The organism is Paenibacillus nanchangensis, from assembly GCF_046543445.1.
Lineage (GTDB): Bacteria > Bacillota > Bacilli > Paenibacillales > Paenibacillaceae > Paenibacillus_AQ > Paenibacillus_AQ nanchangensis.
The window spans coordinates 14,953-32,061 of sequence record NZ_JBHOFD010000014.1 but is presented as its reverse complement, the minus strand read 5'-3'; the positions used below and the strand labels follow the sequence as shown (position 1 = coordinate 32,061).

Genomic DNA, 17,109 nt, shown 5'->3' with positions numbered 1-17,109 from the left:
ATAGGCAGGATGCCGCTTTAATCCCGCAGGCCCACCTGCTCCAGACTCCACTGCCAGAGCCGCTCCGCTTCATCCGGGTCTTCCGCCCGTTTCGCCAGCTTTTGCAGGCGCCGGCGGTAGTAATAGCCGCCCGATAAACCCGACACCTCAGGAGAATCCGCCAAATAAACCGCGGTGTCCGCCCCCTGCTCCGGTGTCAGGAAAAACAGGGACAGCAGCTTCACAATCGACCTGCCAAAGCCGGTCTCCCGGTTCACGCCGATGTTTGTGCCTACGGCGCCCGGATGCAGGCAGTTGGCCGTCACCCTGGTTCCTTTTAGCCGCTTGGCCAGCGCCGCCGTGAACAAAATGTTCGCCAGCTTGGAACGGGCATACGCCTTGGCCGGATTAAAACCGCGCGCCAATGTCGGGTCCCCGTAATGCATGGAGCCGATTTTGTACGCGCCGGAGGCGACGGTGACGACCCTTCCCTGCTCCGATGCTTTCAGCCGGTCCAGCAGCAGGCAGGTCAGCAAAAAATGGCCGAGGTGATTGACGCCGAGATCCATTTCGAAGCCGTCCTTAGTCAATTTCCGTTTGAGCATAACCACCCCTGCGTTGTTGATCAGGACATCCAGCACAGGATAACGGTGCGCAAACGACTCGGCGAAACCGCGGATGCTGTCCAGGGAAGCCAGGTCGCACAGCATCAACTCGATGCGGCCGCTTCCTCCCGCCGCCCTTGCTTCGGCCAATGCCTGTTCCCCGCGTTCCCGGCTGCGGCAGGCCATGATTACCGTGTATCCTCTGCGGGACAATTCCTTGACGGTGGCCAATCCCATCCCTGAATTGGCCCCGGTAACAATCGCCGTACGCTGCTGCATCCGGTCCGATCCCTTCCTTTCGCATGCTTACGTCCTATTCTATACCAAGGCCGACGCTAGAGAAAGAGTCAGGCTTCCGGTGAAAGCCGGGATCATGACCCCGCTCCTTCAGCTGGTGTCAAAACAATGATCCGGTCGTCTGTTTCTCCTGGATTTCCCCGGCCGTCCCGGTTATTCGTCAGCACATACAGGCGTCCGTCAGGACCTTCCGCCACCGTACGCAGGCGGCCCCACTCCTCCGGGAACAGCCGCCGGGCGGAAGCTACGCTGTCTTCCCTGTTTTCCCGTTCCGGCGTTACTTCAAGCAGCTGGCGTCCCGCCAGGTTTGCCACCAGCAGACGGCCGCTCAGCTCCCCCTTGGAGACGAACGTCATCCCGGATGGAGCCCACGTATCTTCGCCGCTGTGCAGCAGCGGCGGCTTCAGCCTGCCGTCCGTCTCGTCTCCTTCGATCCGGGGCCAGCCGTAGTTGCCGCCTGCTTCAATCCGGTTGATCTCGTCATGGGCCGACTGGCCGTGCTCCGACGCGTACAGCCCGCCCGTCTCCGGATGCCAGGCCAGGCCCTGCGGATTCCGGTGGCCGAGGCTGTACACCGGCGATCCCGGCCACGGATTATCGGCCGGAATGGAGCCGTCCGGCGCGATCCGCAGAATTTTGCCGCCAAGGCTCTCGCGGTCCTGGGCAAGCTCCGGTTCATAGCGGTCCCCGGTCGTTACGTACAGCATCCCGTCCGGTCCGAACCGGATTCGGCCGCCGTTATGATTCACGCCGCCCGGAATCCCATCCAGAATGACCCGGTCCAGGACGGCCCGCTCGCCGCCGATCTTGAGCCGCAATACGCGGTTCTGGATCTGTCCGCCGTCCGCCGCCTTATACGTGTGATAGACGTAAGCGAATGCGTTGTTCTCAAAGTCGGGATGCAGCGCCAGTCCCAACAGTCCGCCTTCTCCTTCGCTGACAAACGGCGCAGGCACCTCGTACAGCGGTTTGGCCCTGAGCTCACCCTGCTCCACCACTCTAAGCTTGCCCGGACGTTCGGTAAAAAACAGCCGTCCGTCAGGCGCAAAAGCGATGTCCCAAGGCACGTCAAGGCCTTGAAGCAGCGTCTCGGCGGAATAGGCGTGTTCCGCAGCTCCGTCCGCTGCTTCCCTGCCGCCTGGAGCGGAAGCTGCAGGCGGCGCGGCAGCGGGCGTACCGGCGGAAGCGCGCGCCGTTTCCGGCGGAGCAGCACCGTCCGCTCCGGGAGCGGATGGCGATGGTGAAGCGCCGGCACCATCAGGGACAGCGCCGCCGGCAGCAGGCGAAGAAGCCGCGGGGCTGGCTGGCGTTCGCCGCCCCGCCCGTTGGCCGCTGCCCGCCGTCCTCTTTTCCGCTGGCGCAGCCTGCCGCAAACAGCGCAATCGCCGCCCCCAGGGCAGCGGGACGCCACACGCCCAAACGTTTTGGTGGATGGAGCATAATCAGGTTACCTCCTTTTGTTTATCGCTAAGAGATCGATATAGATCGGTTTGAACACAAATTGTCCGATATGAATAGGAATAAACCGCACTGCAGATGGAGAATCCGGTACTATTACCCGGCCGCCGCACTGCCTAAACGGTCAGGACTCGGCGGGATATATGGGCTTGGCGCATGGCAGACGCAAGGCGGGCGTATGACTCAATGCCCGCTATACGTACGGGGAGCATGGCTGGAATATGGCTTGGCGCATGGCAAACGCACGGAGGAGAGCATGACTGGGTGATGGGGATCCTACAGCAGAAATATAGCGGGATGTATGTCCGTGCGCAGCACCGGATTTTGATCTATAATGAATCCATCGCTTGCTTACGCGAAAGGAGAAACAACCAATGAACAACGCTTTACGCGAGCTTACCGGCAAAATTACGGAGCTGGGACTGGGGGCGGTCCTGGTAACCGATCCGAAACACGTATACTATTTGACCGGTTTTGCCACCAATCCGCATGAACGGTTTCTGGGTTTGATTCTGCAGCCGAACGAGGAACCCGCGCTGATTTTGCCCGCCCTGGATGAAGAGAAAGCGCGGACCGCGTCCTCCGTCTCCCGGCTTATCGCCCACACCGACTCGGATGATCCCTATGCATTGCTGCAGAAGCTGCTTGGCGGCCGCGGCGGTACGGTCGGCATCGAAAAGGAGCATCTGTCGGTCGCCCGGTTCGACCGGATCCGGCAGGCTGCGCCGGAAGCCGATTATACCGATATCGGACCGGCGCTGCGGGCCATGCGCAGCCGCAAGACGCCCGATGAAGTGCAGCGGATGCGCCGGGCGGCGGAGCTGGTGGAAGAGGTGCTGCGCCGGGGGCTTACCCATATCAAACCCGGGGTAACCGAAGCCGATCTGGTGGCGGAGTTGGAATATCAGATGAAAAAGGTGGGCGCGGAAGGGCCGTCTTTTGACACAATGGTGCTGTCCGGACCGAACACGGCCCTGCCTCATGGCGTTCCCGGCAGCCGCAAGCTGCAGCCCCGGGAGCTGGTAATGTTCGACCTCGGTGTTTTTGCGGACGGTTATGCCTCCGACATTACACGCACGTTTGCGCTGGAAGAAGCCGGACCCGAGCTTACACGCATCTACAATACCGTGCTTGAAGCCAATCTGGCCGGCATCGCAGCCGCCATCCCCGGGCAAACGTACGGTTCCGTTGACCGCGCCGCGCGGCGTGTCATCGAGGACGCAGGCTATGGGCCTTATTTCATGCACCGGGTTGGACACGGGCTTGGCATGGACGAACATGAATATCCGTCCCTGCACAGCCGGAATGAGGATCTCGTCGGAACCGGCAATGTTTTTACCGTCGAACCGGGCATCTATGTCCCAGGAACAGGCGGCGTGCGGATCGAAGACGAAGTATACGTCTCGCCGGATGGCGCGGTAACGCTAACTTCTTTCCCGAAAGATCTCACTGTGCTGTCGTTTGGTTCCTAAACGTGCGGTAACCAAAAGTTTGTTCCGCAGCAGCGTAAAAAAACGGTTCCCGCAACCAAGCGGAGAACCGTTTTTTTGAATACAGTCCGATGTATTGGACATTCCCGGCTAAGAGAACATTGCCTCCTGCACATCAATTAGATTCAGCGCTTTGTTCGGCTTCGTCATTGTCTACGCCTCCGTATCTTATTTCGTCCTCAATGCGTTTCTATTATGATGAGGTATAGCAAACCACGAAAACCGTACCCTAGCAATCAAGGAGGAATCTGTGATGAAAAAAGTTTTGGTGCTTGGAGGAACCCGTTTCTTCGGCAAAAAACTGGTCAGCCGCCTCATTCAGCATCCCGGCCACGAAGTAACCCTGCTCACGCGGGGGAACACCGGCGACGGCTTCGGCGACAACGTCACCCGGCTGCGGGCGGACCGCTCAAATCCCGGACAGCTGGAGGAAGCGCTGGGAGACTCGTCTTGGGACGTTGTATACGACAACATCTGTTATTCGCCGGACGATGCGCTGTCGGCACGGAACCTGTTTCAGGGAAGAACCGGAAGATACATTCTCACCTCCAGCTTGTCCGTTTACGATCCCCAGCCGGACGCCTTAACCGAGGGCATGTTCGACCCGTATGGCTATCCCATACGGCAGGGGAGCAAAGACGATTTCACTTATCAGGAGGGAAAACGGCTTGCGGAAGCGGTTTTGCTCCAGCAGAGTGATTTTTCCGCAGCTGCCGTGCGGTTCCCGATTGTTCTGGGCGAAGATGACTACACAAGACGCCTGCATTTTCATGTCGAGCATATCCTTGGCGGTGAACCGATTGGCGTGCCGAACCCGTATGCCCGCATTTCGTTTATTACCTCGGACGAGGCCGCCGATTTCCTGTATGCCCTGGGAGCAGGGACCTTCTCCGGCCCGGTCAACGCCTGCTCCGGCGGAACCGTGACCATTGGAGAGCTGATAGCCATGATCGAACGGGAAACCGGCAAAAAGGCAGATATCCGCAAAGAAACACCGGAAAAGCACCAGTCGCCGTTTGGAATTGAACAATCCTGGCATATGGATACCAACAAAGCTCGGGCAGCGGGTTACACCTTCCGTGAGCTGAAGGATTGGCTACCTCCGCTGATCTCCGCCATTCATCGTGAGCTTACCGTATAAAAATAGGGGCTGTCCCAGAAGTGATTTACGTAAGAAAGACAGCTTCCAAATTACACGAATTGCTAATAAAGAAAGCCGCACCGCAGATGGGGAGTAGGAGGGTCATCTTACGGTTCGGCTATTTTTTTGAGCGAAACTATCGTACAAAATTTCCGCGGTCGAGCCTTCCCGTTAGACCGCTACTGACCCACAGTGTCAATTATTCACATTGGCAGGCCGGAATCACACATACGCCTGGTTAGATACGTAAGCGTAGACACTCCACAAAGTGAGCCAAGTGTATTACGAAGCAAGGACTGTCCCCCGTCACACTGCGACTTATGGGACAGCCCCTTCTATGTTACCAATATATAAATCGGTCAAGCCTATCCTGGGCTTAATCCCGCTTGCCAAAGCTGCAGTTCGTTAGCCTGCCTTTACCGCCTTTAGCCTGCCCCCACCAGGACGCTAACTCAGCGACCGGCCGCGGACGCATGTCCGGACGGCTGCACCTGCTCCCGTTCCCGCTCGTCTTCCTCGAACTTAAACGAACGCGCAATGTACAGCACCGGCGTCCCCAACCCGGTCAGCAGGAACTTGACCAAATAGGTCGTCAGGAAAATTTCGAGCCATACACCCCAATCATAGATTCCGGCAAAAGCAATCGTGCAGAAGATCAGCGTATCGACCAGAGAACTGATCATCGTGCTGCCGTTGGAACGGATCCAGAGCTGGCGCGAGTGGCTGAAGTAACGGCGGATCCAGGCGTACAGCCGTACATCCAGCAGCTGGCTGACAAAATAAGCGGTCAAACTACCCAAAGCAAGCCGGGGCATCATCCCGAAAATCGTCTCCATTGCCGTCTGCGGCGCCTGAACTCCCGAGCCGTCGCCGAACGGCTGGAACAAAATCGCCATCTGCATAATGACCGTCGTAATAATCAAGGTGAAAAATCCGAACCAGACCGCGGTCCGCGCTTCTTTTCGCCCGTATTTTTCATTCAGCAAATCGCTTGCCATATACAGGGTCACGTACATCGTGTTACCAAGCGTCATGACGATGCCGGGCGGCATCTCGATCGTTTTGACCACCTGAATATTGGCAAGAACAGTGGCAACGCCCACCCAGGCGTACATCCCTTTTTTGCCGAACAGCTTATAGCTCAGCAGAAAAAAGGCATAGTTGACGAGGACAAACAGCGCCCCCCACCACAAATTGAACATGATTAAATTCCTCCTAGTTTTGTTTACGCGGGATGGTTTCGAACCGCGGCTTCGCTCTAACGAAGCAAAAACAGTATTACTCTATCACACTTCCCGGGCGGGCGCTATCTTTTTTCCGCTGTTAAATTTTAAACCGGGCCAGCTTATCCATTAACTCCTGGACCATACTGCTCAGCGCTTCAGCCGATGCGGAGATTTCCTCCATCGCCGCCACCTGCTCCTCGGACGCCGCCGCAACGCCTTGGGCGTGGCCGGTAGCCTCCTTCGCGATTGCGGAGAGCTGCTCGACCGTTCCGGTAACCTGCTCCACGCCGGCGGTCATCTGTTCTGCCGAAGCCGACACCTCCTGAATCTGGTCGCTGACATTCGCAATTTCCGTCAAAATGGTGCCAAACAACTCGCCGCTGCGGGTCACAGACCGGACGCCTTCCCGCACCTCGGCCGCGCCCCGGTTCATCGCTTCCGATACGTTCGCCGCATCCGCACTTACGGCTCCAATCAAATCGCTTACCTGCTCCGCTGCCTGCCGGGTCTGACCGGCCAGCTTGCGGACTTCGGCGGCGACAACGGCAAAACCCCTGCCCGCCTCTCCGGCGCGGGACGCTTCAATTGAGGCATTCAGCGCCAGCATATTCGTCTGCGTGCTGATGCCGGTAATCAGGCCGATAATGGATCCAATTGTCTCCGTCCGTTCCATCAGCCGCCCGATGGCGGTTTCAGTCTCTTCAACCGACTGCTGCACATGCTCCATTTGACCAACTGCCGTGCGGATCAGCTCGTTGCCGGCGGCCGTCTGAGCCGAAGCGTCTCCCGACGACTGCGACACCTGCACCGAAGATTCAGCGATGCGCTGGACGCCCAGCGAGACCTCGCCCATCGCTTTTGCCGTATCGCCTGCGTGGCTGTTCTGCAGCTCCGCCCCCGCCGCGATTTCCTGCATGGATTCCGCAATGGTGACCGACGCGTTGCTGGTCTGTTCGGCGCTTGCAGTCAGCTGCTGCGACGTGGCACCCACCGACATCGCCAGATCCGCAACGGTCTGGAACATATCCCGGAGATTCGTAGTCATCAGGTTAAAGTAACGTGCCATTTTTCCGAATTCGTCACCTGTCCGGATATCCAGCTTCTGAGTCAGATCTCCGTCCGCCATATGCTTCAGCTTCTCCACTAACGAGCCTATCGGCCGCAGCACCATATATCGCAGAAGCAGCGCAACAAGAACACCGATCACCAGCATCGCTCCGACCGCCATTACAAGCGACTGCGTCCGGTTTGTATTATACGTCTGGAAAATTGTCGCCTCTTTCACCACGGTCTGGGTATACCAGGTCGGTCCGCCGCCGGGAAGCACAATCGGCTCAAATACACGCAGTACGTGCTCGCCCTTGGAATTTATCGTATACCCGGACAACCCGCCGCCGGACTGCACCTTTTTCCACAACGCTTCTTTGTCCGCTCTGTCGCCAAAAGGCTTTGTCAGCGATTCCGGATCGTTTGGATTGGCCGCGTAAGCCCCGTTCTGGCCAATTAACGACACGTATCCGCCCAGCGGCTTATATTTGCCCGCTTCCGCCTGAAGAGAGTCAAGCGAGATATCCGCCCCTACAACTCCAAGAAAGTTTCCTTTTTCATCCGTAATCGGCAAGATAATGGACATCAGCAGCAGCGTTTCGCCGTCGGTCTTCCATACATAAGGGTCCATATAATAAATTTTCTTGGTTTGCTTGGGAACGAGATAAAAATCGCCTTCCCCCGGCTTCTCATAATCTACTTGCGGCAGCGTTACGATGGTATTGTTCCGCCGCGTGACATATGGGATAAAGCGGCCTGTCTGATCGTCATATGCGGTCAACTTCACGTTCTGTTGGTCCTTCCCGTCAAATGCCCCGGGTTCCCACAGCGTATACACCCCCATTAGTTGCGGGCGCTCTGTCAGCATATCGCGCATCAGCCCCACAATTTCGGCGCGGTTCATGCTTCCGTGCGTCCGGGCATGTTGCAGCGTGTCGGTCAGCGCCGCCAGCAGCCCATGAGCTGTGGTCATTTCCTTATCAATGTGCAGCGCAAACGACTTGCCGGCGTTTTGCGCCTCCAGTTCTGCTTTGGCCAGGCTGACGTTTTTTAATTGACTAAGGTTCACTGTAATCAAAACGCCAAACACCAGTACCAAAACGGCTCCGAGCAGCGTCAGCAGCTTGGCCGTAAGTGAAAGATTTCCAAGTTTCTTCATAAATTCACCCCGTATTCATAATGGTTATTTATCGTCATAATTCGACATTTATTTCAGATGAAAAACCAGGAAATATGCAAAAATATTAAATACTAGTTTTCATGGGATGTAAACTATGGACATTTGATGAAAATTTACAGGATCTTCATGAGCGATTACAGAAAATAATGCGTTAAAAACCCAATTTTTCTCTATTCAACCGCAGGATAATTAATATAGAATAGTTATCAATCCGTTCTTTCTGCCTATTACCGGGACATTGGATGCAGTAGGATAGCACTCCCTGTCCTGTATATACATAATCGGATACGGACCAGAATACCGGGGAAAAAGGAGAGAAAGTTATGTCTTGGTTCAAGAAGTCTATCAGCCGCAGGTTTACTACTTTAGTCTTTTTTGTGCTTCTGTTTGCTTCTCTGCTGTTAAGCGTTAGCTCGTACTACATATCCGTCGGTATCATCAACAACTACGTGATGCCCCAGATCGACAAGGTCCTGACTTCCTCGGTCCAAGACGTGTATAAGGGACTAAACATGACTCACGCCCAGCAAACCCGCAACCAGAGTGAACAAGCCATCTCTACCATTGGCTTCTATCTGGAAGACAAACGTGAGCTGCACCATTTGGAAACTTTATTTTTAGCGGAGGTAAAAGAGGACGGAACCGCCGTCGTTCTCGCGACCGACCGGGGCTCGAAGCTGAAGCTTCAGGAAACAATGGAGCAGCAGCCGGCCATGCAGCAGGCGCTTAAGGGAAAAAGCGGGCTCAGCGACATGTACAGCGATGCTCACGGTATGCACAAAACGGCCTATGTAGGCATCTCGGGCAGCCCGATTGTGCTTGGAGTCAGTGCGGACACCGCCTTTGTCCAGGACAAAATGAGCAGCCTGTTCTGGACAAGCAGCGGCATTACGCTGCTGGCGCTGCTGCTGGGCATGGGTGCCGCCTGGATGCTTGCCCGGCGCATCGTCCGTCCGATCAAGCAGCTGGTGGTGTACAGCAATAGGCTGGCGGATGGAGACTTTACCCAGGATATCGAAATTAAAGGCAAAGATGAGACGGCGCTGTTAGCGGAAAGCTTCCGCTCCATGAAATTGCGGCTCCAAGAAATGATCGGACAGGTGCTGCACACCTCGGAAGCAGTTGTCGGCGATGCCCACAATCTGCGCAGCCGGGTGCACAGCATGAACGGCATGACCCGCCGCTCTACCGAATCCGTGCAGCATATCGCCGCGGGCAGCACTACGATTGCCACCAGCGCCATGGACAATGCCAGAGCGATGGAAGAAATCGCGAGCGGCATCCAGCATATCGCCTCCTCCGCCGGCGAGGTGACGGAGCGCATCCACGAGGCTTCGGAGGAGGCCGACAGCGGCAACAGCCTGGCTCAGCATGCGGTGCGTCAAATGTCCCAAGTAGAGCAGGCCTCCGTGGAGTCACTGAAACAGTTCCGGCAAATCGAAGAACAATCACAGCAGGTCGGCAAAGTGGTTGAAGAAATCAACGTGATTACGAAGCAGATCCAAATGCTGTCCCTCAACGCCTCAATCGAGGCGGCCCGGGCGGGCGAACACGGACGGGGGTTTGCGGTTGTTGCCGGCGAGGTGCGGAAGCTGTCTGAACAGTCGCATACAGCCAATGAACAAATCAGCAAGTTTCTGTTTGGTCTGCAGGAAAACATGAAGAACTCGGTGGCCGAAATTGAACAGGTCAACGAAGAGATCACTTCGGGCGCCGGCACAGTCAAGCAGGCGGGTGAGGCGTTCAGCCATCTCCGCTCCCTGATCCAGACCATTAATCAGAGCATCCAGTCCGTCTCGGCAGCCACCCAGGAAATTTCCGCCGGCACAGAGGAAGTGAGCGCTTCGGTCGAGGAGACGGCCCAGATCACCGCCAAGTCTCAGGCGGGTGCCCAGGTGCTGTCCGAGAACTACGCCCGGCAGCTTGCTGAGCTGGAGGAGCATGCTTCGACGGTTGAGCATCTTCACGGACAGGCTGAGAAGCTTCAACAGGCCGCCAGCCGGTTCAAAATTTAAATGTAAAGCATACAGCTTGCAGAAGCGTCCGCCGGAAGTGGCGGGCGCTTTTTTAGCTTGAACAAACCGTTGGACTCCCGCCCGATGAAAGTACCATCTTGACAACCCGATAGAGTTTCGGGTAAGTTAGCTACAAGTAATTTTAGTACCAGGTACTAATACCAAGTTCTAAAAACTTGTTTTTTGTACCCGCATGAAGTGATGACTTTAATCCCGCCAATGTCTTAAGGAGGAATCGAAAGTGAATAATTCACACCCTATGCCGGCTCTCTCCGGCGCTGCCATTACAGCTATCGGGTCTTATGTGCCTGAGCGGAGACTGACGAACGCAGACCTGGAAACGATGGTGGATACCACAAACGAGTGGATCGTGTCCCGCACGGGTATTGAAGAACGCCGCATTGCCGCCGAACAGGAATTCACCAGCCATCTGGCCATCGCAGCGGTACGCAATATGGTTGAGCGGTATGCGGTGGACTTGTCCGATGTCGATCTGATCCTGATGTGCACGCATACGCCTGATTATGCTTTTCCTTCGGCAGCCTGCCTGCTGCAGCGGGAGCTCGGCATCCCCAAGGCCGGTGCGCTGGATCTCAATGCCACCTGCGCTGGATTCGTTTACGGATTGGTGATGGCCGACAGCTTCATCCGGTCCGGAACGTTCCGCAAGGTGCTGGTATGCGCTGCCGATACGATGAGCAAAATTACCGATTACACTGACCGCTCCAACTGTATTTTGTTTGGGGACGGCGCGGGAGCTGTTCTGCTTGAACGGACGGAGCAGACGGAAGGCAGTGCCGTGCTGGCAAGCGATTTTGGCAGCGACGGCAGCGGCGGCATCCATGTCCGCCGGCCGGGCCTCGCTCATTCGCTGGACGGCGTGGACCTGCATCCGGACGGCTGCTTTGAGCAAAACGGCCGGGAGGTCTATAAGTGGGCCGTTCAGACAGTCAGCGCCGGTATTGAACGCCTGCATGCCGCCTCCGGTCTGGATGCGGGTTCGATTGACTGGTTTGTTCCCCACAGCGCAAATCTGCGGATTATCGGCTCGATCTGCGAGCGCAGCGGATACCCGCTGGACCGCACCCTGTATAGTCTGGTCAAGTTCGGCAACACATCGGCGGCCTCGATTCCGCTCGCGATCGACTTGGCTGTCCAGGACGGCCGCTTGCGGCGCGGGGACCGGATGCTCCTGTTCGGCTTCGGCGGCGGGCTGGTGTACGGCGGGGCCGTTGTCCGCTGGACGCTGTAAACGCGCTATAAACCTGAGGCTAAGACAACTGCAATTTTGCTATACATTGCCGCAAGTTTGCTGTAACACTGCCGCAAGCTCGCTGAAAATCAGCTATTAAATTCGCTCTATATTTGCCCCTCATATGCGGAACTCTTTGCACATAAAAAGGCTGCCCCCCGCTTGCTATGCGGGGGACAGCTAAATCCAGCAGCATTTGCTACAGTTCTATGAATTTGTGTGAAGAATTCCCCCTGGTGTCCGCGAGACTAGCAACAAGCGGAGCTTCAGGAGCTTCAGAAGCTTCAGAAGCTTCAGCTTTTGCCCGCCGCGCTTTTGATCATGAACTTCGTGCGCTGCTTGATGGACAGCTGCCGGTTGTTGATCAGCGGGGATTTCCAGAACTGCGTCCATACCCACCAGCCTAAGTTGCGTGAACGGCTGCAGATCAGATACCATTTTTGCGCAAGCTGATTGGTAAAAGCCGGTTCCGCGTACACGCCCCGTTCCCGGTTCGCTGCCTGGAGCTTAAGCAGCCACTGCTGGCAGCGCTGGATAAACTCCTTATCCGGTGTAAAAGGCCATGCCTCAAAATTAAACCTCCGGTGCGTATCGATTTCCTCTTCCGTAGGTTCAATGCCAAGCCGGTTCAGATAAGGAACAAAAACTTTGCGGTTATTGTAGGTCTGCTCATCCTTGTACACCTGGCTGACGCTATTGTCATTCAAGCGGTACTGCAGCAGCGCTTCAGGAATGTTGTAAATCCGGTGGTTCATGCTGATGTGGCACCAGAACTCCCAATCCTCGACATGGGGATAAGCCGGGTTGTAACGGATCGGCGGGTGCTCCAGGATCGATTTACGTACCGTAGCTCCAGGGTGAGAAATACAGTTTTCAAACAGCAGGCGCGCTTTGATTTCATCCGGTTCGACGGGAAATTTCCACACCTTGCCCTGATCCTCTCCAATCATATCCACCCAACAGCCGCAGACGGCAATGGAAGGATTGGCCTCCAAAAATTTGATCTGCCGCTCAAGCCGGTTTGGCAGACAGATGTCGTCAGCGTCCATCCGGGCGATATATTTGCCCCGCGCAAGCTCGATTCCTTTATTCAGCGTTGCAATCAGCTTCAGGTTGGTTTCATTATGAATCAGACGGATCCGGGGATCGCCGTAAGATTCAATAATTTCAACAGTCCGGTCTCTGGAAGCGTCATTGATGATCAAAAATTCGAAGTCCGCGAAGGTCTGGCTGAGAATGCTCTCCACCGCCTCCGCCAGGTATTTTTCCCCGTTGTATACGGGCATCAGCACAGATACCAGCGGTTCTTTTCTCATCTCTTCACTCCCTGACAAATCGGATGCGGCATGTAGGTCCGGCTGGGGCCCCCGCCGCTTTTTAGACAAAATTCTCGGTTGTTCTCTTACGTTTACCATACTAGCCGCCCGGACCGTTGCCAACATCCCGAAGGGGAAGCCGGCTGTAATACTTTTGTCTACTTGTCCGTTTTTTGACTCAATCTGCGCTGTAACGCCCGACACGCTGCCGGATGGTGATCCCCCGCCCCGCTGCTTCAGGCTGGTCCTGCTTTGTTTCTGTCCCAAGTTGGTTTACAATAAGTTACGTAGATCATCATGCCGCAACGGGGGTAATAAAATATGCTGTTTATCGACAATGCCGGAATTACGGACGCTTCAATCAATCTTGCGATCGAGGAATATGCGCTGAAGCATCTGTCCGTCGACGAAAGTTACCTGCTCTTTTACATCAACGCGCCCTCCATCATTATCGGGAAGCATCAGAATACAATCGAAGAGATTAACCAGGAATACGTGAAGGAGAACAACATCCGCGTCGTGCGCCGTTTGTCCGGAGGCGGGGCGGTGTATCACGATTTGGGCAACCTGAACTTCAGCTTCATTACAAAAGACGACGGACAATCCTTCCACAACTTCCTCAAATTCACGCAGCCGGTTATCGACTATTTGCGTGGAATGGGCGTAAACGCCGAACTGACTGGACGAAACGATATCCAGGTCGGCGAGCAAAAGATTTCAGGCAACGCGCAGTTCTCCACCCGGGGCCGGATGTTCAGTCACGGCACGCTGATGTTCGATCTGAATCTGGAGGATGTACAAGCTTCCCTGAATGCCAATCCGGAGAAATTCAAATCCAAAAGCACCAAATCGGTGCGCAGCCGGGTCGCCAACATCAAAGACCTGCTTGGAACGGATATGACCATTGAGGAGTTCCGCAGCGGCCTGCTGCGCTCAATTTTTGGCATGGAGCCCGATCAGGTGCCGCAGTATAAGCTTGAGGACAAGGACTGGGCAGTGATCAACCAGATTTCCAAAGACCGGTATCAAAATTGGGACTGGAACTACGGTCAATCGCCAAAAAGCAACGTTAAGCATGCGCGTAAATTCCCGGCCGGCATTATCGACCTGCGGATGGAAATTGCGGACGGCAAGATTGAAGAGATCAAGATTTACGGCGATTTCTTTGGGGTTGGCGATGTAGCCGACGTGGAGAACGCGCTTCGCGGCAAACGTTATGAGCAGGTGGAAGTCACGCAGGCTTTGGCCGAGCTGGATCTCAAACACTATTTCGGCAAAATCGAACCGGAAGACTTCATCGGACTTGTTTTCTTGGAGGAATAAAAAAAGCGCCTGGCGGCGCAGACCGGGGAGCAGTAACCCGGCACCCGAGGGAAAAGCGCCTGGCGGCGCGGTTCGAGGAGCGGTTCCCGGCCATGTTAGCTGGGAGCCGCTTTTTTGTGCGGGGATGCGGATAAAGTGGTCTCTTCTCTGTCAAAAATGTGAGGTTCTGCGGGCCGTATGAATCAGCTTCCCGTCAGCCGTTCAAACAGAGGCGGAGCAAAAGCATACACAACCAGCACAAGCGTCAGCACTACAAAAATCCGCTCCACCTTGTCCCCCTTCTTCGTCCCGGTGCTCATCAGCTTCAGCCGGAGCTTGATGGGAAGAGGCGGCAGCGGTTTGATGCCTCTGCGGGTCAGCGAATCGGCCAGCAGATGCAGCGCATAACCAAGGCCGCCGGCGATCCACAGTCCCGACGCCGAATCGGCCTGCTGCCCGGCAAAATACAACAGCGCCGTCCAGCCCGCCAAAGCATAAAACGTATGCGTAAACCCGCGGTGCTGCACCACGGCCGACAGCACCAGAATGCTGCCGGCAACGGAGTTCCAGGGAGCGGCTGATTCCAGAAAGGCGATCAGGCCCACGCCGATCAGCAGCATCGCGAGCTGCCGCAGGCTGCGTCCTGGCACAAACGACACGGAGGCGGTTAGTATCCCCAACACCAGATGCCACGGGGCGGGAGCCAATTCGGCGGCGTAAATATAGACGCCGGCTGCCAGCAGCAGCACCTGCAGCACGCGCAGCAGAATACCGGGAATCGCTTTGCGGGCAAGCAGTGAATTCGGCTCGTCAAGGTCGGGCGCCAGCGAGCTGACTGCCGCAATCGCCACACAGGGGAGCGTAATTTCCACGCCGGCCAGCTGCATGATCGACAGCGAAACGCCGGTTCCGATTATCAGGTGGGATTTACCCATCATGGGAAATGTGCTCCTTTCTTGGTGACTGAACGAATAAGAACATATGTACGGTATTGTAGTATACCAGTCCTCTCCAATTCTGTCTACAGCTATGCAGCATTTTGGATTCAGCCCTGGATCATTATTGGACTCCAAGGGCATGCCCCTACCCGCCTGAGCGCGCACAGCGGAAGGGGATTAGAAGGCGTAAAGCCTTGTTCTCCTCCCGTTTTTAGGATACAATTTGTCGGGATAACAGTAAGTAAGCGGAACCGCTGTCCGCCGCGCAACTTGCACAAGATGAAGAGAGATACGGAGAAGGAGAGAATCTGCATGTACAAACTGATCGCCATCGACATTGACGACACGTTGATCAATGACGACAAAGAAGTGACCCCCGCCACCCAAACCGCCTTGGAACAGGCCGTCGCCGCAGGCGTGGTCGTAACGCTGGCCACCGGCCGCGCTTACGCGTCCGCCCAAGCCATTGCCCGCCAGACGGGACTGAACGTACCGATCATCACCTACCAAGGCGCGCTCGTCAAAAATCTGATGGATGAACAGGTGCTGTACGAACGAAATGTACCGCAGGATGCCGTACACAAGCTGTTTGCTTACTGCGTGGAGCATAATTTGCACCTTCAGACGTATATCGACGACAAGCTGTACGCCCGCGAGGAGAACGACAAGCTGAAAGGATACACCGATCTGAACAAAACGCAGTATTATGTCGAGCCGGACTGGGAGAAGCTGGCCGCCCAGCCGACACCGAAGCTGCTCATCATCGACGATCCGGACTTCCTCGACGATCTGGCCCCCATCCTGCGCGAATTGCTCGGCAGCGAAGTGCACATCACCAAGTCGAAGCCGCACTTTTTGGAAATCATGCATTACGAAGGCACAAAAGGCAAAGCGCTGGAATTCCTTGCCGGCCATTTCGGCTGCGACCTGGCGGACACCATCGCCGTCGGCGACTCCTGGAACGACCATGAAATGCTGGAGGTCGCAGGCCTTGGTGTTGCGATGGGCAACAGCATCCCTGCGCTCAAAGCAATTGCGGGCTATATCACCCGCAGCAATAATGAAGACGGCGTCAAGCACGTCATCGACAAGTTCATTTTACAGACCGCCGAGTAAATATAAAGCTGGTTTACCGCCAGTGCATCCGCAAAAAAGCGAGCCCCGAAGCGAAGGGCCCGCTTTTTTTATGTCCATTTAAAATTCCTCACCGCGCACTTTCGCATACACCTTCGTATCGCTGAGCGTCCCGTCCAAAGCGCGTTTTTCCTTTCTCAGAACCGCTTCCAGACGGAAGCCCGCTCTTTCCGCCACCCGGGCGCTTTTGATATTGCGTGCGTCGCAGCGGATTTCGACACGGTTGGCCTGCAGCTCATTTACCGCAAACGCGGTAATGCCGTTTACCGCTTCGGTCATGTAGCCTTGTCCGGAACACGAGGTCCGGATCCAGTAGCCGATCTCAAATTTGCCCGCCTCCCAGTCGATCCGGTGCAGCCCGCTGCTGCCGATCAGCTTCCCGGTCTGTTTATCATACAGCCGCAGCAGAAGATCCGAACGCGCTAAATAGTTCAGCCTGGCTTCCCGGGAATGCAGCTCGGAATCTTCAGGAGTCGGGGGATGTTCCGCAAACGGCATCCAGGGCCGCAGCTCTTCGAGACTCTCGTGTACTGCCTCGCAAACCGCGGGTCCGTCTCCAAGCCTCGGCGCGCGGATCAGCAGCCGCTCCGTCTCGAAGCTCTCGGGAATATCCAATAAAACCGGTTTTAATACAGCCATGTATTTGGCCTCCTTGCCGGAACAAATTGAGTTTCTAACGGCAAGGAGGCCGGAATCGGGCCACCCCGCCGCGTTTAAAATAGGTTATGC

13 protein-coding genes and 1 riboswitch are annotated in these 17,109 nt (G+C 55.9%); of the genes, 6 read left to right on the top strand and 7 right to left on the bottom strand.

Annotated features, from left to right (window positions below):
- Positions 1 to 17 precede the first annotated feature (17 nt).
- Both ACE6ED_RS12815 and ACE6ED_RS12810 read right to left on the bottom strand, forming a co-directional pair.
- A complete protein-coding gene (locus ACE6ED_RS12815; RefSeq protein WP_410827559.1) occupies positions 18 to 863 on the bottom strand; it encodes an SDR family oxidoreductase in 846 nt (281 codons plus the stop codon).
- A 92-nt stretch (positions 864 to 955) separates the two neighbouring features.
- Positions 956 to 2,263 carry a PQQ-dependent sugar dehydrogenase gene (locus ACE6ED_RS12810; RefSeq protein ID WP_410827558.1) on the bottom strand — a complete coding sequence of 436 codons (1,308 nt, stop codon included), beginning with the start codon at positions 2,261 to 2,263 and terminating at the stop codon, positions 956 to 958.
- Between the two features lie 450 nt (positions 2,264 to 2,713).
- Between ACE6ED_RS12810 and ACE6ED_RS12805 the strand changes: the two genes are divergently transcribed.
- Both ACE6ED_RS12805 and ACE6ED_RS12800 read left to right on the top strand, forming a co-directional pair.
- Positions 2,714 to 3,811: a M24 family metallopeptidase gene (locus ACE6ED_RS12805; protein WP_410827557.1), complete on the top strand. Its 1,098-nt coding sequence runs from the start codon at positions 2,714 to 2,716 to the stop codon at positions 3,809 to 3,811.
- 271 nt (positions 3,812 to 4,082) lie between these two features.
- The gene (locus ACE6ED_RS12800; protein ID WP_410827556.1) at positions 4,083 to 4,970 is read left to right on the top strand and encodes an NAD-dependent epimerase/dehydratase family protein; all 888 of its coding nucleotides are present in this window, start codon (positions 4,083 to 4,085) and stop codon (positions 4,968 to 4,970) included.
- A 452-nt stretch (positions 4,971 to 5,422) separates the two neighbouring features.
- Here ACE6ED_RS12800 and ACE6ED_RS12795 read toward each other — a convergent pair whose 3' ends face one another.
- Together ACE6ED_RS12795 and ACE6ED_RS12790 are read right to left on the bottom strand one after the other, a co-directional pair.
- Entirely contained in the window at positions 5,423 to 6,172 is a 750-nt protein-coding gene (locus tag ACE6ED_RS12795) for a queuosine precursor transporter (RefSeq protein ID WP_410827555.1), read from the bottom strand.
- Positions 6,173 to 6,179: 7 nt separating this feature from the next.
- Positions 6,180 to 6,225, bottom strand: a riboswitch (PreQ1 riboswitch).
- Positions 6,226 to 6,293: 68 nt separating this feature from the next.
- A complete protein-coding gene (locus ACE6ED_RS12790; RefSeq protein WP_410827554.1) occupies positions 6,294 to 8,402 on the bottom strand; it encodes a methyl-accepting chemotaxis protein in 2,109 nt (702 codons plus the stop codon).
- Between the two features lie 344 nt (positions 8,403 to 8,746).
- On the opposite strand from ACE6ED_RS12790, the gene ACE6ED_RS12785 reads away from it, so the two are divergent.
- Positions 8,747 to 10,438: a methyl-accepting chemotaxis protein gene (locus ACE6ED_RS12785; RefSeq protein ID WP_410827553.1), complete on the top strand. Its 1,692-nt coding sequence runs from the start codon at positions 8,747 to 8,749 to the stop codon at positions 10,436 to 10,438.
- Between the two features lie 259 nt (positions 10,439 to 10,697).
- Positions 10,698 to 11,690, top strand: a complete 993-nt coding sequence (locus ACE6ED_RS12780; protein WP_410827708.1) for a ketoacyl-ACP synthase III — start codon at positions 10,698 to 10,700, stop codon at positions 11,688 to 11,690.
- 293 nt (positions 11,691 to 11,983) lie between these two features.
- Here ACE6ED_RS12780 and ACE6ED_RS12775 read toward each other — a convergent pair whose 3' ends face one another.
- On the bottom strand, positions 11,984 to 13,006 hold the full coding sequence (locus tag ACE6ED_RS12775; protein ID WP_410827552.1) for a glycosyltransferase family 2 protein: 1,023 nt from the start codon (positions 13,004 to 13,006) through the stop codon (positions 11,984 to 11,986).
- 321 nt (positions 13,007 to 13,327) lie between these two features.
- Between ACE6ED_RS12775 and ACE6ED_RS12770 the strand changes: the two genes are divergently transcribed.
- The gene (locus ACE6ED_RS12770; RefSeq protein ID WP_410827551.1) at positions 13,328 to 14,329 is read left to right on the top strand and encodes a lipoate--protein ligase; all 1,002 of its coding nucleotides are present in this window, start codon (positions 13,328 to 13,330) and stop codon (positions 14,327 to 14,329) included.
- A gap of 182 nt (positions 14,330 to 14,511) precedes the next feature.
- On the opposite strand, the gene ACE6ED_RS12765 is transcribed toward ACE6ED_RS12770, so the two are convergent.
- Entirely contained in the window at positions 14,512 to 15,246 is a 735-nt protein-coding gene (locus ACE6ED_RS12765) for a metal-dependent hydrolase (RefSeq protein WP_410827550.1), read from the bottom strand.
- 312 nt (positions 15,247 to 15,558) lie between these two features.
- Between ACE6ED_RS12765 and ACE6ED_RS12760 the strand changes: the two genes are divergently transcribed.
- Complete coding sequence (locus tag ACE6ED_RS12760; RefSeq protein WP_410827549.1) at positions 15,559 to 16,362, top strand: Cof-type HAD-IIB family hydrolase; 804 nt, start codon at positions 15,559 to 15,561, stop codon at positions 16,360 to 16,362.
- 78 nt (positions 16,363 to 16,440) lie between these two features.
- Here the strand turns inward: ACE6ED_RS12760 and ACE6ED_RS12755 are convergent, their stop codons facing one another.
- Entirely contained in the window at positions 16,441 to 17,019 is a 579-nt protein-coding gene (locus ACE6ED_RS12755; RefSeq protein ID WP_410827548.1) for a GNAT family N-acetyltransferase, read from the bottom strand.
- Between the last annotated feature and the right edge of the window lie 90 nt (positions 17,020 to 17,109).

What these genes read in the sequence shown, in the direction of transcription:
- ACE6ED_RS12775 (WP_410827552.1), bottom strand. Translation starts at nt 13,006, where the DNA reads ATGAGAAAAGAACCGCTGGTATCTGTGCTGATGCCCGTATACAACGGG.
- ACE6ED_RS12800 (WP_410827556.1), top strand. Translation starts at nt 4,083, where the DNA reads ATGAAAAAAGTTTTGGTGCTTGGAGGAACCCGTTTCTTCGGCAAAAAA.
- ACE6ED_RS12795 (WP_410827555.1), bottom strand. Translation starts at nt 6,172, where the DNA reads ATGTTCAATTTGTGGTGGGGGGCGCTGTTTGTCCTCGTCAACTATGCC.
- ACE6ED_RS12815 (WP_410827559.1), bottom strand. Translation starts at nt 863, where the DNA reads ATGCAGCAGCGTACGGCGATTGTTACCGGGGCCAATTCAGGGATGGGA.
- ACE6ED_RS12760 (WP_410827549.1), top strand. Translation starts at nt 15,559, where the DNA reads ATGTACAAACTGATCGCCATCGACATTGACGACACGTTGATCAATGAC.
- ACE6ED_RS12755 (WP_410827548.1), bottom strand. Translation starts at nt 17,019, where the DNA reads ATGGCTGTATTAAAACCGGTTTTATTGGATATTCCCGAGAGCTTCGAG.
- ACE6ED_RS12805 (WP_410827557.1), top strand. Translation starts at nt 2,714, where the DNA reads ATGAACAACGCTTTACGCGAGCTTACCGGCAAAATTACGGAGCTGGGA.
- ACE6ED_RS12790 (WP_410827554.1), bottom strand. Translation starts at nt 8,402, where the DNA reads ATGAAGAAACTTGGAAATCTTTCACTTACGGCCAAGCTGCTGACGCTG.
- ACE6ED_RS12770 (WP_410827551.1), top strand. Translation starts at nt 13,328, where the DNA reads ATGCTGTTTATCGACAATGCCGGAATTACGGACGCTTCAATCAATCTT.
- ACE6ED_RS12780 (WP_410827708.1), top strand. Translation starts at nt 10,698, where the DNA reads ATGCCGGCTCTCTCCGGCGCTGCCATTACAGCTATCGGGTCTTATGTG.
- ACE6ED_RS12785 (WP_410827553.1), top strand. Translation starts at nt 8,747, where the DNA reads ATGTCTTGGTTCAAGAAGTCTATCAGCCGCAGGTTTACTACTTTAGTC.
- ACE6ED_RS12765 (WP_410827550.1), bottom strand. Translation starts at nt 15,246, where the DNA reads ATGATGGGTAAATCCCACCTGATAATCGGAACCGGCGTTTCGCTGTCG.